Annotated in this window: 18 protein-coding genes and 1 tRNA gene; 12 read left to right on the top strand and 7 right to left on the bottom strand. The window is 64.5% G+C overall.

What is annotated here, in order from left to right; translation table 11 throughout:
* Positions 1-53 precede the first annotated feature (53 nt).
* Positions 54-605 (top strand): isochorismatase family protein, encoded by a 552-nt coding sequence (locus BLT40_RS09900; RefSeq protein ID WP_090352809.1) that lies wholly within the window; start codon positions 54-56, stop codon positions 603-605.
* 3 nt (positions 606-608) lie between these two features.
* On the opposite strand, the gene BLT40_RS09895 is transcribed toward BLT40_RS09900, so the two are convergent.
* From BLT40_RS09895 to BLT40_RS09880, 3 genes are all read right to left on the bottom strand, one after another.
* Complete coding sequence (locus BLT40_RS09895) at positions 609-1,139, bottom strand: cupin (RefSeq protein ID WP_090352808.1); 531 nt, start codon at positions 1,137-1,139, stop codon at positions 609-611.
* Positions 1,140-1,156: 17 nt separating this feature from the next.
* Positions 1,157-1,864: a hypothetical protein gene (locus tag BLT40_RS20280; RefSeq protein ID WP_090352807.1), complete on the bottom strand. Its 708-nt coding sequence runs from the start codon at positions 1,862-1,864 to the stop codon at positions 1,157-1,159.
* Between the two features lie 427 nt (positions 1,865-2,291).
* Positions 2,292-2,951 (bottom strand): transcriptional regulator, encoded by a 660-nt coding sequence (locus BLT40_RS09880; protein ID WP_176809141.1) that lies wholly within the window; start codon positions 2,949-2,951, stop codon positions 2,292-2,294.
* A gap of 191 nt (positions 2,952-3,142) precedes the next feature.
* Here BLT40_RS09880 and BLT40_RS09875 point away from each other — a divergent pair, with 191 nt between their 5' ends.
* From BLT40_RS09875 to BLT40_RS09860, 4 genes are read left to right on the top strand one after another with little or no spacing between them, the layout of a single operon-like run.
* Entirely contained in the window at positions 3,143-3,739 is a 597-nt protein-coding gene (locus tag BLT40_RS09875; protein ID WP_090352806.1) for an anthranilate synthase component II, read from the top strand.
* 23 nt (positions 3,740-3,762) lie between these two features.
* Positions 3,763-4,794 carry an anthranilate phosphoribosyltransferase gene (gene trpD, locus BLT40_RS09870; RefSeq protein ID WP_090352805.1) on the top strand — a complete coding sequence of 344 codons (1,032 nt, stop codon included), beginning with the start codon at positions 3,763-3,765 and terminating at the stop codon, positions 4,792-4,794.
* Positions 4,795-4,842: 48 nt separating this feature from the next.
* Positions 4,843-5,682, top strand: coding sequence for an indole-3-glycerol phosphate synthase TrpC (gene trpC, locus BLT40_RS09865; protein ID WP_079522721.1), 840 nt, complete (start codon positions 4,843-4,845; stop codon positions 5,680-5,682).
* Positions 5,683-5,689: 7 nt separating this feature from the next.
* Positions 5,690-6,400 (top strand): haloacid dehalogenase-like hydrolase, encoded by a 711-nt coding sequence (locus BLT40_RS09860; protein WP_079522720.1) that lies wholly within the window; start codon positions 5,690-5,692, stop codon positions 6,398-6,400.
* Positions 6,401-6,409: 9 nt separating this feature from the next.
* Here BLT40_RS09860 and BLT40_RS09855 read toward each other — a convergent pair whose 3' ends face one another.
* The gene (locus tag BLT40_RS09855; RefSeq protein WP_079522719.1) at positions 6,410-7,156 is read right to left on the bottom strand and encodes a sulfite exporter TauE/SafE family protein; all 747 of its coding nucleotides are present in this window, start codon (positions 7,154-7,156) and stop codon (positions 6,410-6,412) included.
* A 135-nt stretch (positions 7,157-7,291) separates the two neighbouring features.
* Between BLT40_RS09855 and BLT40_RS09850 the strand changes: the two genes are divergently transcribed.
* Positions 7,292-8,239: a bifunctional helix-turn-helix transcriptional regulator/GNAT family N-acetyltransferase gene (locus tag BLT40_RS09850; protein WP_090352804.1), complete on the top strand. Its 948-nt coding sequence runs from the start codon at positions 7,292-7,294 to the stop codon at positions 8,237-8,239.
* Between the two features lie 45 nt (positions 8,240-8,284).
* Here the strand turns inward: BLT40_RS09850 and crp are convergent, their stop codons facing one another.
* Entirely contained in the window at positions 8,285-8,980 is a 696-nt protein-coding gene (gene crp / locus BLT40_RS09845) for a cAMP-activated global transcriptional regulator CRP (RefSeq protein ID WP_036109985.1), read from the bottom strand.
* 336 nt (positions 8,981-9,316) lie between these two features.
* Here crp and speD point away from each other — a divergent pair, with 336 nt between their 5' ends.
* Positions 9,317-10,102: an adenosylmethionine decarboxylase gene (gene speD / locus BLT40_RS09840; RefSeq protein ID WP_036109987.1), complete on the top strand. Its 786-nt coding sequence runs from the start codon at positions 9,317-9,319 to the stop codon at positions 10,100-10,102.
* Positions 10,103-10,142: 40 nt separating this feature from the next.
* Here the strand turns inward: speD and BLT40_RS09835 are convergent, their stop codons facing one another.
* Complete coding sequence (locus BLT40_RS09835; protein ID WP_197056647.1) at positions 10,143-11,027, bottom strand: LysR family transcriptional regulator; 885 nt, start codon at positions 11,025-11,027, stop codon at positions 10,143-10,145.
* A gap of 141 nt (positions 11,028-11,168) precedes the next feature.
* Here BLT40_RS09835 and BLT40_RS09830 point away from each other — a divergent pair, with 141 nt between their 5' ends.
* Positions 11,169-12,041, top strand: a complete 873-nt coding sequence (locus tag BLT40_RS09830) for an aldo/keto reductase family oxidoreductase (RefSeq protein ID WP_090352803.1) — start codon at positions 11,169-11,171, stop codon at positions 12,039-12,041.
* A 77-nt stretch (positions 12,042-12,118) separates the two neighbouring features.
* On the opposite strand, the gene coq7 is transcribed toward BLT40_RS09830, so the two are convergent.
* Positions 12,119-12,760 (bottom strand): 2-polyprenyl-3-methyl-6-methoxy-1,4-benzoquinone monooxygenase, encoded by a 642-nt coding sequence (gene coq7 / locus BLT40_RS09825; RefSeq protein WP_090352802.1) that lies wholly within the window; start codon positions 12,758-12,760, stop codon positions 12,119-12,121.
* A gap of 269 nt (positions 12,761-13,029) precedes the next feature.
* Here coq7 and rplM point away from each other — a divergent pair, with 269 nt between their 5' ends.
* The 4 genes from rplM to BLT40_RS09805 all read left to right on the top strand — a co-directional run bounded on the left by rplM (position 13,030) and on the right by BLT40_RS09805 (position 15,502).
* Entirely contained in the window at positions 13,030-13,458 is a 429-nt protein-coding gene (gene rplM / locus BLT40_RS09820) for a 50S ribosomal protein L13 (protein WP_036109995.1), read from the top strand.
* Positions 13,459-13,467: 9 nt separating this feature from the next.
* On the top strand, positions 13,468-13,860 hold the full coding sequence (gene rpsI / locus BLT40_RS09815) for a 30S ribosomal protein S9 (protein ID WP_036109997.1): 393 nt from the start codon (positions 13,468-13,470) through the stop codon (positions 13,858-13,860).
* 60 nt (positions 13,861-13,920) lie between these two features.
* Positions 13,921-13,994, top strand: a tRNA-Gln gene (locus BLT40_RS09810).
* Positions 13,995-14,074: 80 nt separating this feature from the next.
* Positions 14,075-15,502, top strand: a complete 1,428-nt coding sequence (locus BLT40_RS09805; RefSeq protein ID WP_090352801.1) for a site-specific integrase — start codon at positions 14,075-14,077, stop codon at positions 15,500-15,502.
* Positions 15,503-15,550: the final 48 nt, after the last annotated feature.

The raw sequence follows: 15,550 nt of genomic DNA, 5'->3' as shown, positions 1-15,550 counted from the left end.
CACGCTCCCGCGTGTGACGTCTTCTTCCACCCACCCATCCCGAGGTTGTTAACATGCCGCTGAGCCAACTCGAAAAGAACGCCGCCCTCGTCGTCATCGACCTGCAGCACGGCATCGTCGCGCTGCCGACGGTTCATCCGTCCGCCGACATCGTTGCAAAGTGCGCGGCGCTTGCCCGCGCCTTCCGTGCGAAGCGTCACCCGGTGGTGCTCGTCAATGTGGTCGAGGCCGCACCGGGTCGTACCGACGCGCCGAAACATCCTTTCCCTACCGATCCCAGATTCGCCGAGCTCGTGCCCGAGCTTGAAGCGGCGCCGAGCGACATGCGCGTGAGCAAGCAGCGCTGGGGAGCCTTCCAGACGACGGATCTCGATGCGCAGCTGCGCGCGAAGGGCATCACGCAGATCGTGCTTGTCGGTATCGCTACGAGCATCGGTATCGAGTCGACGGCGCGCTACGCCAGCGAACTGGGTTACGACGTTGTGCTGGTCACCGATGCGATGACCGACCTCGTTGCGTCGGCGCATGAGAACAGCATCAACACGATCTTCCCGCGCATCGGCGAAACGACGTCGACCGACGAGCTGCTGAAGGCGGTCGGCTGACGATCAGCGTTCGCCCTGGGCGTTCCGATGCCAATGTGCGGTCAGCGGCGGCGTGCCGCCGTTGACTGGATCCGCTGACGGAAAGGGAAGGGTGCGGATGCGCTCGATCATCTCTGTGGTCGGCGCTTCACGACAGATGTCCCATGACTGTCCCTTGGGATAGGCACCGACGACAAGGAAGTCGTCACTCGCATCGAGCCGGCAGTGGCCGGTACCCGCAGGTAGCAAAATCACGTCGCCCTCGTTTGCGGTCACCTCGTGACCGCCGGGGCCGCCCAGCAGCAGTCGCGCGGAACCTGCGGCGAAGCCCAGCACCTCGTGCGCGGTCGAGTGATAGTGGTGGTAGTTGAAGACACCATCGCGCCAGTCCGCCGGCCACGTATTGCTCCCGAACAGGTTTTCCATGGCCGGTGCGAGGTCATGTCCGCGAACCACGTTGCGGTAGATCAGGACGGGCAGGGTCTCGTTGTTCGGTACCCAGTCGTTTCGGGTGAGTTGCAGAGCCTCGGGAAGAATGCCGGGTTGCGTCGCCATGCGGTGTCTCCTGTCAGTCAGCCGTGATGCTCATGGGTGTCGTCGGCCGCGAGTCCGCCGCCGAGGCCGAGTCCCGCGCCGGCCGCCATGCCGCCGCCCATTCCGCCACCGCCACTGCCACCGCCTTTGCCGCCCCCGGCGCCGCCTCCTTCGGATCTGGTCCCGCCGTCACCCTTGCCCTTCGCGGCCACGACGCGGGCAGGGCCCTGTCTGGGGATGGCTATCTTGCCGGACACGGGCTCGAGGTCGAGCACCTTCCTGATAAACGTGCGGAGCGAGACCACCAGTTCATGCATGTGGACGGGACGGCCCTCGACCATCTCCGTGGCGGCGCGCGCCGCCAGCGCCACCTGTTCCTCCGTGCCGAGAAGGATGATGTCCGATAGCGCGGCTTCTACCGCGTCGCGTACACGACGCGCGCGATCCGAGCCGCTGGACATGTCGGTCGGGCCGCTCTCGGCAGCCGCAGCGGCCGCACGCAGACGCAGGTCGCGCATGTGGCTCGGATCGACCGCCAGGTTGCCGGTGAAGGATCCGCCCAGCGTCTTGTAGGCAGCGATAAGCGTGCGCAGGCGTTCGTTGATCTGCCGGTTCTCACGCTCGCGTCGCTGCTGCACGGTCTGTTGCGCGAGGAGGCGGATACCCACGCCGATCAGGGTGATGACCGCCAGCCCGAAGAGGGTGGAGAAGAGGCCTTGCCAGGAGCTGAAGTCGAGGTTGCGCATCGAAAGCCCGTTTCGCTGAGGTTTGGCGTTGAATTCACGCTAACTGGTCTTTCGTGTGCCCGATGTCTTTCCCTTGGCGCAACGATGCACCGGGCCGAGCGCCGTCACACCATTCAATACGAGTTGAGCTGATCGAATCAGAGCATCCAGCAAGGCCCCGTCGACATCGAGCCCGCCCTCGTACTCGGCGAGGTTCCGTTTGTTATGAGCCTGACTCAGTGCGCGCCATTGCAGTGGCTCAAGCTTAAGCGTGTGTGCGAGGCACTGGAAAACCTGATAGCGGTTCTCGGACCGGTATCCATGCCAGCGAAGTGCAGCCAGCGACAAAGCATGCGCTGCGTTGTACGCCAGGTCGAAGCGGCTCTCCATGCATAGCGATGTAAGTTGCGAATCTTGCAGGCGAACCGTTCCCGAATGGATTAATCCATCAAGCTCGGCCTGTGCTGGTGGCTCGGCCTTGAGTTGGCCGACGCGAACCAGATTGTCCAGTGGCGATGAGGTCATCCATGCCTCCCAATAGCGTTATGAAATCACCCGCCAGCACCTTCGTCAGGAACGGCTGACTGGCCTCGACGCGGCGACGAAGCTCGGCGCTTGAGTACAGCATCGGACTGATTGCCCGACCAAGACGTTTCTCGGCGGACGCCACGCTGCCATACACGTCTTCCAGTGTCAGCGAGTCCGATACCACGAGCACGTCGATGTCGCCCGATGCGGCTGCTCGGCCTTTCGCGATGGAGCCATACAGCATCGCCCAATGAATCTTGTCGGCCAGGGGCGTGAGGGATTCCACGAGAATGCCTGGAACGCCAAGGAGTTTGTCAACGAGGCTTTTCAACTCGTAGAAAACCGGGCTTTCTCCGTTAGCGCGGTAGTGTTTCTGATTCCCGACAAGCGACTGGACAACTAGTCCACTGCGAAGCATTCGGCTTAGTTCGCGTTGCACCGCGCCTGATCCAACCCCCGCCAGATCGATAAGTTCCTTGGTAAAAAAGCTTCGATCGGCTTGGCCATAGAGAAGCGCCAGCACTCGCTGTTGCGTGCCGGTAAGAAGCGCGTCAGCCACACTGATCGACGGGTTGGACATGGCAAAAGTACCTCGGGGAGCAGAGTCTGGGTTACCCACTTAAGGTATTAGATTACCCTTTATGGGTAATTGAGTGTCTTCTTATTCCTGTGAAGTGGCCGCCCGTGTCCCCTTCCATGGATAATGGCCGACACGCCGCCGTCCAAACATACGGCTTCGGCTCATCCCATCCCCACCTTACGGGTGCTCCCTTGCTGTTAATGATCGACAACTACGACAGCTTCACCTTCAACCTCGTCCAGTACCTCGGCGAGCTGGGGCAGGAGGTCAAGGTCGTGCGCAACGATGCGCTCACCGTCGCCGATATCCGTGCGCTGGCGCCATCGCGCATCATGATTTCGCCCGGCCCCGGTACGCCGGACGACTCCGGCGTGTCGATCGACATCCTGCGTGAGATGGCCGGCGAGCTGCCGATCTTCGGGGTCTGCCTCGGTCATCAGGCCATCGGCCAGGTGTTCGGCGGCAAGGTCATCCGTGCGCGCGAGATCATGCACGGCAAGACGTCGCCGGTGAAGCACAAGGGCTTCGGCGTCTTCGCCGGCCTGCCGAATCCCTTCGAGGCCACGCGGTATCACTCGCTGGTGGTCGAAAAGCATTCGATCCCCGATTGCCTCGAGGTGACCGCCTGGACGGAGCGCGAGGACGGTTCGCTCGACGAAATCATGGGCCTGCGCCACCGCACCCTCGACATCGAAGGCGTGCAGTTCCACCCGGAGTCGATCCTCACCCAGCACGGCCACGACCTGCTGCGCAATTTCCTCGGCATGCCGTTGCCGCTCGCTGCCTGACGAAGAACAAGGATTCATGCTCCATGCCGATGACTCCCTCCGAGGCGCTCCAGCGCACGATCGAGCACCGCGAGATCTTCCACGACGAGATGATCGAGCTGATGCACCAGATCATGCGCGGCGACGTCAGCCCGCTGATGACGGCCGCGATTCTTATCGGGCTGCGCGTGAAGAAGGAGACGGTCGGTGAGATCACCGGCGCGGCGACGGTCATGCGCGACCTCTCCGCCAAGGTCGACGCCGGCACGCATCCGCATTTCATCGACATCGTGGGAACCGGCGGCGACGGCGCATCGACGTTCAACATCTCCACGGCGTCGATGTTCGTTGCTGCCGCCGCGGGCGCCCGTGTGGCCAAGCATGGTGGCCGCAGTGTGTCGTCCAAATCCGGCAGTGCCGATGTGCTCGAAGCGCTCGGCGCGCGGATCGACCTGCTGCCGGCCCAGGTGGCGGTGTGCATGAGCGAGGTCGATATCGGCTTCATGTTCGCCCCGAATCATCACCCCGCGATGAAGGTGGTCTCCCCGGTCCGTCGCGAGATGGGCGTGCGCACGATCTTCAACATCCTCGGGCCGCTGACCAATCCGGCGGGCGCGCCGAATATCCTGATGGGCGTGTTCCATCCCGACCTCGTCGGCATCCAGGTGCGTGCCCTGCAGGCGCTGGGCGCGAAGCACGCGATGGTGGTCTGGGGGCGCGACGGGATGGACGAGATCTCGCTGGGCGCCGCCACCCTGGTGGGCGAACTGCGCGACGGTGTGGTGCGTGAATACGAGATCGAGCCGGAGGACTTCGGTCTGTCGATGGCGTCGAGCCGTAACCTCCGCGTGGAAGACGCGACGGAGTCCAAGGCCATGCTGATCGACGCCATTTCCGGCGTGTCCGGCGTGCCCCACGACATCGTCTGCCTGAACGCGGGCGCGGCCCTTTACACGGCCGACGTGGCGCCGACGATCCAGGACGGCATCGATCTGGCACGCAAGACCATCGCAAGCGGCGCCGCACGTGCAAAAATGGACGCGTTCGTGGCCGCGACCCAGCGGCTCGGCGCCTGAGATCGCCGGGGTTCCCCCTTGCCCGGCCTTACCCTAGGAACCGCTTAGATGCCCGACATTCTCCATCGCATTCTCGACCGCAAGGCGGAAGAAGTGGCCGAGCGTAAGCGCAAGCGGTCGCTCGACGACCTCGCGGCGCGCATCGCCGGACTCGAGCCGACCCGCGGCTTCGTCGCCGCCATCGATGCCAAGCTGCACGACGGCCATCCGGCGGTTATCGCGGAAATCAAGAAAGCCAGTCCCAGCAAGGGGCTGATCCGCGCCGACTTCAACCCGGCCGAGATCGCGCGCAGCTACGAGAACGGCGGCGCCGCCTGCCTCTCCGTGCTGACCGACGCGGATTTTTTCCAGGGACATGAGGACTTCGTGCGCGAAGCGCGCGACGCCTGCTCGCTGCCGATCCTGCGCAAGGACTTCATCGTCGACGAGTACCAGGTCTACGAAGCGCGCGTCATCGGTGCCGACTGCATCCTGCTGATCGTCGCCGCCTTTGCCAGCAAGGAAAACGGGGACGTCACCTACGACGACAAAGCCCTGCTCGAACTGTCCATGCTGGCCGCCGAGCTTGATCTCGATGTCCTCGTCGAGGTCCACAACGAGGACGAGCTCGAGATCGCGCTCGATCTTCCGGTGCCGCTCATCGGTGTGAACAACCGCAATCTGCGGACGTTCGAGACCTCGCTCGGCACGTCGCTCCGGCTTAAGGATCGTGTCGGTGACGGCACGCTGGTCGCCGAGTCCGGCATCCACACGCCGGAAGACGTGAAGATCCTGCGCGACAAGGGCATCGACTGTTTCCTCGTCGGCGAGGCATTCATGCGCGCGGCGGATCCGGGTGCGGAACTGCGCAAGCTCTTCGGTACGGCCAGCCAGACGCACAAGCAGTAGAGCCGATATGAATCAGGGGCATGAGGCGGCGGTGTCCGGGGACACCACCGCCGTCGACGCACGTCGCGTCGTGCTGTTCGACTTCGACGGTGTGATCGTCCGTCACCAGACGCTCGAACTGTTCTTCCGGGAGCGTCTGTCCGGAATGGGGCGCTGGCGGTTGTTACTCGCCCTCCCCGTGGTCCCTTTCGTGCCACTGCTGCTGCCCACGGTAGCCGGTAGCCGATTCCTTGGCAGGACCTTCCTCCGCGTGGTGACCTTCGGCCGTCGCGAAGCGGCCTATCGTCGGCAGGTCGGCGCGTTCGCCCGTGCCTACGCGCGGCGTCCGGGCGTCTTCCTCCGCGACGCCGTGGCCACGCTGCGGCGGCACGTGGATGCCGGCGACAGGGTGGTCATCGTCAGCGGCAACGACCTGACCGTCGTCGAAGCGATTCTCGATGAGGTCAACCTGACCGGCTACGAGCTGATCGGTTCGACGACGCGTGGCGGTCCGATCGGCGTGCATTTCACCGTCCACAACGTCGAGGGCATGAAAGTCCGGACGCTCGACAAGGCGGGCGTCGCGCGCCCCTGGGCCATTGCATATAGCGATTCCCTGTCCGATCTCGCCCTGCTGCGCGCCGCTGACCGGGCCGTTCTGGTCAATCCGTCGCCGAAGGTCGAGAAGAGGGCGCGTCGCGCTTTGGCGGATAAGCTCGAGGTCGTGCACTGGTTCTGACGGCACGACTCAGCGAAGCAACCGCGCTCCCAGCTGGAAGAGGCTGATTCCCACGACCAGGCAGCCCACGGCGCCCATCACGTAGCGCGGCGGGAGGTGCTTCACCAGCCACGCGGCAAACGGCGCGGCGATAATGCCCCCCGTCAGCAGGCCGAGCACGATAGGCCAGTGCTGGATGCCCATGTGGAAGATCAGCGTCGTCGAGATCGCGATCGTGACCACGAACTCGGCGGCATTCACCGTGCCGATCGTTTGCCTGACGGCGCCGCCGCGTGCCAGCAACGTGGAGGTGGCGATCGGGCCCCAGCCGCCACCGCCAATGGCGTCGAGCAGGCCGGCGGAGAAACCAAGCGCCCCCTTGTGGCGAACCCGATGGTGAGACACCCCGCGGCCGGCGGCGCGCAGAAGCACGACCGTGCCCAGGACAAGCAGATAGACGTAGACGAAGGGCTTCAGCATCTCGCCATCCACGCTGGCGAGAAACCAGGCGCCAAGGATGCCGCCGGCCATGCCCGGGATGGCCAGGCGCCGGAACATCTTCCAGTCGACATTGCCGAAGAAGGCGTGCGCACCACCCGACACGCCGGTGGTGAAGACCTCGGCCGTATGCACGGTCGCACTGGCGACCGCCGGGGGCAGGCCGAGCGCAAGCAGCACGGCATTGGACACCAGTCCATAAGCCATGCCGAGCGCGCCGTCGACCAGCTGTGCCAACAGCCCGACGCCCGCGAATAGGAGGAACTGGCTCCAGTCCATGCCGGTCCGTGTCGTGAGTGGTGGTCTCACCATAACCAATGGGGGCGCGTACCCGACATGAAGAGGGGGTATCGCTTGCGTGCGGCATCCCGCCGCCGCTAGCCTCGCTTCTCGTCCCCACGACATGGATCCCCGATGTACCTCTCGTCCCTGCGCGAACTCGCGCTTGGCAGTCGCCTGAAAGCGCTCAGCGATCACTTCTATCAGGCCGTGGATGAGGTTTACCGGGCCTGCGGTGCCGGTATCGAGTCGCGCTGGTTTCCGGTCCTTCGCTTTCTTCGCGACGTCGGCCCGACCACGGTCACCGACGTCGCCCTGGCGATCGGCCAGACGCACTCCGCCGTCAGTCAGCTCGCCGACCGCCTCGTCGATGCCGGTATGGTGGTCCGTCAGCGCGATCCTCAGGACGGGCGCCGCAGTGTCCTGGCACTCACGGACGCGGGCGAGCGCGCGCTGGGGGCTCTTGGCCCGGTATGGCTGGCGATCCGCCGGGGCATGGCGGAGTCGATGGGGCCGCGCGGACTGGCGCTGCTCGACGCCATCGACGGTTGCGAGCAGGCGTTGTCGAGCCGTCCCCTCGTCGCGGCGATCCTCGATCAGCGGGCGGCACTGACCCGCGAAGCCGTCCAGGTGGTGCCCTTCGAGCCCGCCCTGAGCGAGCACTTCCGTCGCCTCAACCAGCAATGGCTGGAGCGTTACTTCCGGGTCGAGGACGTCGACCGGGCACTGTTTGCCGATCCCGAGGGGATGGTGCTGGCGCAGGGTGGCGCGATCTTCTTCGCGTTGTACGCGGGCGAAGTCGTCGGTACGTGCGCGCTCATCCATGAGGGGGAGGGCGTCTTCGAGTTATCGAAGATGGGTGTGGACGAGAACTATCGGGGTCTGGGCGCCGGCCGGGCCTTACTGGACGCGGCGATCGCCGACTATCGCGCCCGTGGGGGCAAGGAGTTGTTCCTGGAATCGAACAGCAAACTGACCAAGGCGCTGGGCATGTACCAGCGCGCGGGATTCGTCCTGCAGCCCGCGCTTCGTCCGGGCTCGCACTACGAGCGCGCGGATGTCTACATGGTGTACCAGGGCTAGCCGGGACGGCGGGACGGCCCAAGGCCGGTCCCGCGTACATCGTGGTCAGCGGGTGCCGCGCACCACGATGGTCTTGCCGGCCACGTCGATCATCCGCTCTTCTTCGAGCTGCTTGAGCACGCGACCGACCATCTCACGGGAGCAACCGACGATGCGGCTGACTTCCTGGCGGGAGATGCGGATCTGCGTCCCGTCGGGATGGGTCATGGCATCCGGCTCCTGGCAGAGATCGAGCAGGGTCCGCGAGACCCGGTTCGTCACGTCCATGAAGGCCATGCGGCTGACCTGACGCGAGGTGCGCAGCAGGCGGTGGGTCAGCTGGGAGCCGATGGCGAAGAGCAGCTTCGGGCATTCGGCGGACAGCGGTCCCTCGAGCAACTGGAACAGGCGTTCGTAGCTGATCTCGGCCATTTCGACGGCGGTACGGGTGCGAACGAGGGATTCCCGCTGCGCCTGCTCCACGAAGAGGCCCATCTCGCCGATGAACTGGCCCCGGTTGATGTAGGCCAGGATCAGCTCGCGGCCCTCCTCATCCTCGGTGCAGACCGCCAGCGAGCCTTCCACGACGTAATAGAGCGTGTTGGCCGGATCGCCGGGACGGATGATCGCGGTCTTGCCCGGATACCGGCGGCGGTGGCAGGCGTCGAGGAAGCGGCCCATGGCGGCAGGGTCCGGCGCGAAGCTGGTCGGAGCCTGCGAGCGCTCGAAAGCCTGTTGGAGCAGATATTTGAGTTGAGCCACAGCTGATTCCGTTGAGCCTCAATGGCATGGCGTCCCCCAATTTCGTCACGCCGCCGCCGGGATTCCGTCGGGCGACGTCGACTTGCCATGTCCCCGGGGCGATTATTGCAGACAACCGGGTGTCAAAATCCACAAATTAAATCGATCCAGCCCCTGCTGGTTCAAATCCGGGCCATCTTGCCCCATAATTTCACCCCCTCGGCGTCGGGACCCCTTGTCTCACGCCGTACACAAGCGCCGGGCACACTGTCGGCCTGTCGCTTACATCGCTGCGGGGACCCTAGCTGCTAACCCGCGTCTGCTGCTGGCCGTTATTCCCGGCCTCGGAGAGTCGCTGTGGTCAAACCGCTTCCCCGCCTTCGCCTGCAAGGTTTCAACAACCTTACCAAGGCGTTGAGCTTCAATATTTACGACATCTGCTATGCCGTTTCGGAACAGCAGCGTCAGAACTACATCGAGTACATCGATGAGCAGTACGACGCCGACCGCCTGACCCAGATCCTGACGGATGTGGCCGAGATCATCGGCGCCAACATCCTGAATATCGCCCGGCAGGATTACGATCCCCAGGGCGCCTCGGTCACGATCCTCATCTCCGAGGAGCCGGTCGTCGAGAAGCTCGGCCGCGACACCATCTCCGGTGCCGTCGTCGCGCACATGGACAAGAGCCACATCACGGTCCACACCTATCCGGAAACGCATCCGCACAACGGCATCGCGACCTTCCGCGCGGACATCGACGTGGCCACCTGCGGCGTCATCTCGCCGCTGAAGGCGCTGAACTACCTGATCGACAGCTTCGAGTCGGACATCGTCATCGCCGACTACCGCGTCCGCGGCTTCACGCGCGACGTGAAGGGCAAGAAGCACTTCATCGATCACAAGATCAATTCGGTGCAGGATTACCTGGCCAAGCACATCCGTCAGAAGTACGAGATGTTCGACGTCAACGTCTACCAGGAAAACATCTTCCACACGAAGATGCACATCAAGGACTTCGACCTCGACACCTATCTGTTCGAGGCCCAGGCCGACGATCTCTCCTTCAAGGAGCGTCAGCGCATCGAGTCGCTGCTCCGTCGCGAGATCGAGGAACTGTTCCACGGCCGCAACCTGATGTGACCCCGAAGCCCCGCGAAAGCGGGGCTTCCGCTATCCGGCCCTACGCGGTCGCGGCGCTCCTGATGAAGTCGATGAAAGCGCGCAGCGGTGCCGGTACCAGACGCCTGCCGGGGTAGTAGAGGAAGGGGCCCGGGAAGGCCAGCCACCAGTCCTCGAGGACGGGTTCCAGGGCTCCGCTGTCCAGCTGCGGGCGAATCCAGTCCTCGAACAGAAACACGATGCCGGTGCCGGCCACGGCCGCCTCCACGGCGAGGTCGGAGGCGCCGCCCGCGCGGACGATCAGCGGCCCCGTGGGCTCGACCATCACGGTCTCCCCGTCCTTTTCGAATTCCCAGGCGGGCATGTTGCCGCTGGCGAAGCGACCGCGCAGGCAGGCGTGGTCGAGCAGGTCGCGGGGATGGGACGGGCGGCCGTGGCGCGCAAGGTAGGCCGGTGAGGCCGCCGCCGCGTAGCGCTGGACCCGGGGTCCGATCGGCACGGCGATCATGTCCTGCTCGAGCCGTTCGTCATAGCGAATACCCGCATCGCAGCCTTCGGCAAGAACGTCGACGAAGTTTTCGTCGGTCAGGACCTCGAGACGAATGTCGGGATACGCGGCCAGGAAGGGCGGCACGATCGCGGGCAGCGCCAGCCGCGAGGCGCTCATCGGTACGTTGAGACGCAGCGTGCCCGCCGGGCGATCCCGGAAGTGATTGACGACATCCAGCGCGTCGTCGACCTCGGCCAGGGCAGGGGCGAGACGGTCCAGCAGGCCCTTACCGGCGTCGGTGGGAGAGACGCTGCGCGTCGTGCGATTGAGCAGGCGGACACCGAGCTGGGCCTCCAGCCTGCGGACCGCTTCGCTCAGGGCCGAGGCGCTGCCGCCGCTGAGGCGGGCTCCCTCGCGGAAGCCGCCGGCCGAGGCGACCGTCACAAAGGCGTTCAGATCGGCGAGGTCGGCTTTCACGGGCATATTCCCTGGTCGGGCGCATTGTGCGGATTGCGGTACAAGCCGTCCCGATTGTGCCCGCTTATCGCCTTATCCGGCAGCCCCTACCTTTGTAGCTCACCTTCCAGGAGCTCTCCCATGTCCCCGATCCAGAAGTCCGGCACGTTTCATCTTGGCGATCGTCCCGTCCATCGGCTGGGTTACGGCGCGATGCAGCTCGCGGGCCCGGGTGTGTTCGGTCCCCCGAAAGATCGCGACGCGGCGCTGGCCGTGCTGCGCGCCGCGGTGGAAAGCGGCGTCGACCACATCGACACCAGCGATTTCTACGGCCCGCACGTCACCAATCAGCTGATTCGTGAGGCGCTTCATCCGTACCGCGACGACCTCGTCATCGTGACCAAGATCGGTGCGCGCCGCGACGACAAGGGCGGCTGGCTGCCGGCGTTCTCCGCCGACGAGCTGACCGGCGCGGTGCACGACAACCTGCGCAACCTCGGTCTCGACGTGCTCGACGTGGTCAATCTGCGTGTGATGTTCGATACGCACGGCCCGGCCGAGGGATCGATCGCCGACATGGTCGAGGCGGTCGCCGAACTGCAGCGGAAAGGGCTCGTGCGGCACGTCGGCCTCAGCAACGTGACGCCGGCGCAGGTGGCGGAGGGTCGTGGGATCTGCGACATCGTCTGCGTGCAGAACATGTACAACCTCGCGAAGCGGGACGACGACGCGGTCGTCGATGCACTGGCAAAGGATGGCATCGCCTATGTGCCGTTCTTCCCGCTGGGTGGTTTCAGTCCGCTGCAGTCGGACACGCTCAACGAGATCGCGACACGCCTCGACGCGACACCGATGCAGGTCGCGCTCGCGTGGTTGCTGCACCGCTCGCCCAACATCCTGCTGATCCCGGGTACGTCGTCCGTAGCCCACCTTCGTGAGAACCTCGCCGCCGGCGATCTCGTCCTGAGCGATGAAGTGCTGCGTGAACTCGACAGCGTCGGCAAGGCGGCCTGACGCGCCATCACCCGTCCCAAAAAGGAAGGCCCGCAGATGCGGGCCTTCTCGTATGGAACGTCGAATCGCTTCCGCCTTCAGAAGCGATAAGCGACCGTCTTCATCACCGCGGATGCCGCGTGCATGAGGCCGGGAACCGGCCAGGGCAGGTCGATGCCACCGCGTGCCTGCGCCGCATCCGCGTGACGAATTTCATCGGCCTGCATCTGCGTGAGGATGGCGCGCGAACGATCGTCCTGCGCGGGCAGTCGCTCGAGATGCTCGGCCAGATGCGCTTCCACCTGGCGCTCCGTCTCGACCACGAAGCCGAGACTGATCGGATCGCCGATGGCGGCCGCGGCGACGCCGATGGCGTAGCTTCCCGCATACCACAGCGGATTGAGAAGGCTGGGGCGGCTGTCGAGCTGCTTCAGTCGCTCGGCGCACCAGGCGAGATGGTCGGTCTCTTCCTGCGCGGCATGCATCAGGTGCGCTCGCGTTTCTTCGGTGCGGGCCAGGGCGGCCTGGCCGACATAGAGCGCCTGCGCGCAGACTTCGCCGACGTGATTGATCCGCATGAGTCCCGCGGCGTGGCGGCGTTCCGCGTCAGTCATCGGCGCGTCCGCTATCGCATCGCCAGGCGATCGCCGGACGGCCTCCGGCGAGCCCGCGACGGCTTCCATGGCGCGCTCCACGCCAGCCAGCAAACGGTCGAAAGGACTGAGGGTGCGAACGGGCATGGAAGAAACTCCTGACGAACGGGGATGACACACGTTACAATGCTCGGCTCCCGGAGAAAGGTGAAGTTGCTGCGGCTGCTTGTCGCGCACGTCGGCCTCGTCATCCGGGAGGCTTGTGAAACGGCCCGCTCATCATGTTATGATTGTCGGCCCGAAGCTCACCTGCACGGTGGGCTTGCGCGATGAGGGAAAAGTCAGCTATTCTCTCGCGCCTTTGCTTTCACCGATTCCGTGTTCCGCCCTGCAAGGCGGCAAACCAGGTATTTGAAATGAAAACGTTCACCGCCAAGCCGGAAAGCGTCAAGCGTGATTGGTTCGTGGTTGATGCCACGAACAAGACGCTCGGTCGTCTGTCGACCGAGATTGCGCGTCGCCTCCGCGGCAAGCACAAGCCCGAGTTCACCCCCCACGTCGATACCGGCGATTACATCGTCGTGATCAACGCCGAGAAGGTGGCTGTGACCGGTGCCAAGCTGGACGACAAGATGTACCACCGCTTCACCGGCTACGTCGGCAACCTGAAGACCACGAGTCTCAAGGATCTGCTCGCCACGCATCCGGAGCGAGTCATCGAAATCGCCGTCAAGGGCATGCTTCCGAAGAACCCGCTGGGTCGCGCTATGTACCGTAAGCTCAAGGTATACGGCGGCGCCGAGCATCCGCATACCGCTCAGCTGCCCCAGGCGCTGGAAATCTAAGGAACTATGATGGCTATCCAGCAGAATTACGGTACCGGCCGCCGCAAGACCTCCGCCGCCCGCGTGTTCCTCCGCAAGGGCACCGGTGGCATCGTGGTCAACGGCAAGCCGCTCGACCAGTTCTTCGGCCGCGAGACCTCGCGCATGATCGTGCGTCAGCCGCTCGAACTGACCGAAAATGTCGAAAAGTTTGATATCATGGTCACCGTCGCTGGTGGCGGCATCACGGGTCAGGCCGGCGCCATCCGCCTCGGCATCGCCCGCGCCCTCGTCGAATACGACGAAGCGCTGAAGTCGCCGCTGCGTAAGGCTGGTTTCATGACCCGCGACGCTCGTGAAGTCGAGCGTAAGAAGGTCGGTCTCCACAAGGCCCGCCGCGCAACGCAGTTCTCGAAGCGCTAATTGGTTTAGTGCTTCAAAGTTCGACGCTTCAAGGTCAGAGCGCGTCGAAACCCGGTTTATTGGGAGATCGTCTAACGGTAGGACCGCAGCCTCTGACGCTGCTTATCTAGGTTCGAATCCTAGTCTCCCAGCCACCCCCGGAAAGGCCCTGTTTTTACGGGGCCTTTTCTTTTGCCTGTGGTTTGGCGGGTGGGACAAGTCGCTGGGTCAAACTATGCGTCTTGCACATCATTTGGTTCGCCGCTCGAGCGGCCTCTACGCCTTCCGCCTGGTCGTGCCCGCAGACCTCCGTGCCGCGGTGGGATTGGGCGTCGTCAAGCGGTCGCTGGGCACGCGCGACATCGCCCTGGCGAAGCTCTACGCCTACGCCCTCGGCACACGGTATGCTGCGGCCTTCGCGATGCTGCGGGGGAGCGCCATGCCGAAGGCACCGGACGTTGACAGGTTGCTGGCGGGGATGGACCCCGCTGCCATCCGACGCTTGGAAATCGACACGGTGGACCCCCGCACGCTTCAGCCACTGCGGGTGAAGACCGATGGCAGCGCGGGCGACAACGCTGCAGCCCTGGAGGCCCTTCGGGTCATCTTCGCGAGCCCGTTGCCGGCGGTCCCCGCTGCGACGCCCCCACCCCAGGCCACGGGCCCTTCGCTCAAAGTGGCCATCAAGACCTATGGCGAAACCGAGGGCCGCGGCATGAAGGCGGACACCTGGGATGCCCGACGCCGGGCCTTGCAAAGCTTCGCGGATTATCTGAACGAGGCCACCCCGGTGGGGGTCATCAGCCGCGCGAAAGCCTCGGAGTGGACTGATGCCCTGCTTCGGGATGGCAAGAGCAAGCAAACGGTCCGCAACTATGTGACCCATACGGCGGCGCTGTTCGACAGCTTGGTGCAAAAAGGTCAGGCGCAGAGCAATCCCGTCGCCGGCCTGATCAAAATCAAGACCCGTGAAAAGAAGGCGCGGCGCCAGGAAGGCTTCGGTTGGGAGCCGTTCGATGAGGCGACGCTCCGGCGCATCTACGACCCCGAGAGCCTGGCGAAGGCGCGCACCGACCATGTGCGCTGGGGCGCGGTGATTGGCCTCTACACCGGGGCGCGTGTCGGGGAAGTGGCGCAATTGGCGCTTCGCGACTTCGAAATCGTCGGAGGCCTGCAATGCGTGCGCATCCAGGCCGAACTCGACGGGCAGCGGGTCAAATCCGATGCTGGCCATCGACTTTTGCCACTGCACCCCGACCTCCTCGAGCTGGGTCTAATGGACCGGGTGGAGCGACTGCGGGCCGCAGGGGAGGAGTGGCTCTTCCCTGGGCTGAAGTTAGACGGAGCCGCAGGCGTAGGCAATGCGCTGTCCAAAGGATTCTCTTATTACCTTAAGAATCTTGGGGTGAAACCGCGTCGTATGAACGGCCGGGTGGGCTTTCATAGCCTTCGAAAAAACGTCACTCAGCAACTCCAGGCATCGGCCGTAACCGAGGAGCGCAGGCGGGCCTATATGGGGCACGAGCCCGGGGAGGACACGCACGCGGTGGTTTACATGCGCCCGTGGAACCCACCGGAATTGACAGCTGTTACCGACGGCCTCGCATGGCGCCAACTGATTGATTTGACCGGGCTACGGCACGAGTTGCTTGCAAAGGGGTAAGCGACTTGTCGGGACGAATCTCCGGTTGAGCGACAGCACACGTGCCAT

Origin of the sequence: Dyella sp. 333MFSha, from assembly GCF_900102405.1 — a bacterium.
Classification (GTDB): domain Bacteria; phylum Pseudomonadota; class Gammaproteobacteria; order Xanthomonadales; family Rhodanobacteraceae; genus Luteibacter; species Luteibacter mycovicinus.
Note: the sequence above shows the minus strand (reverse complement) of the source record. Positions and strands in the feature narration are given on the sequence as shown.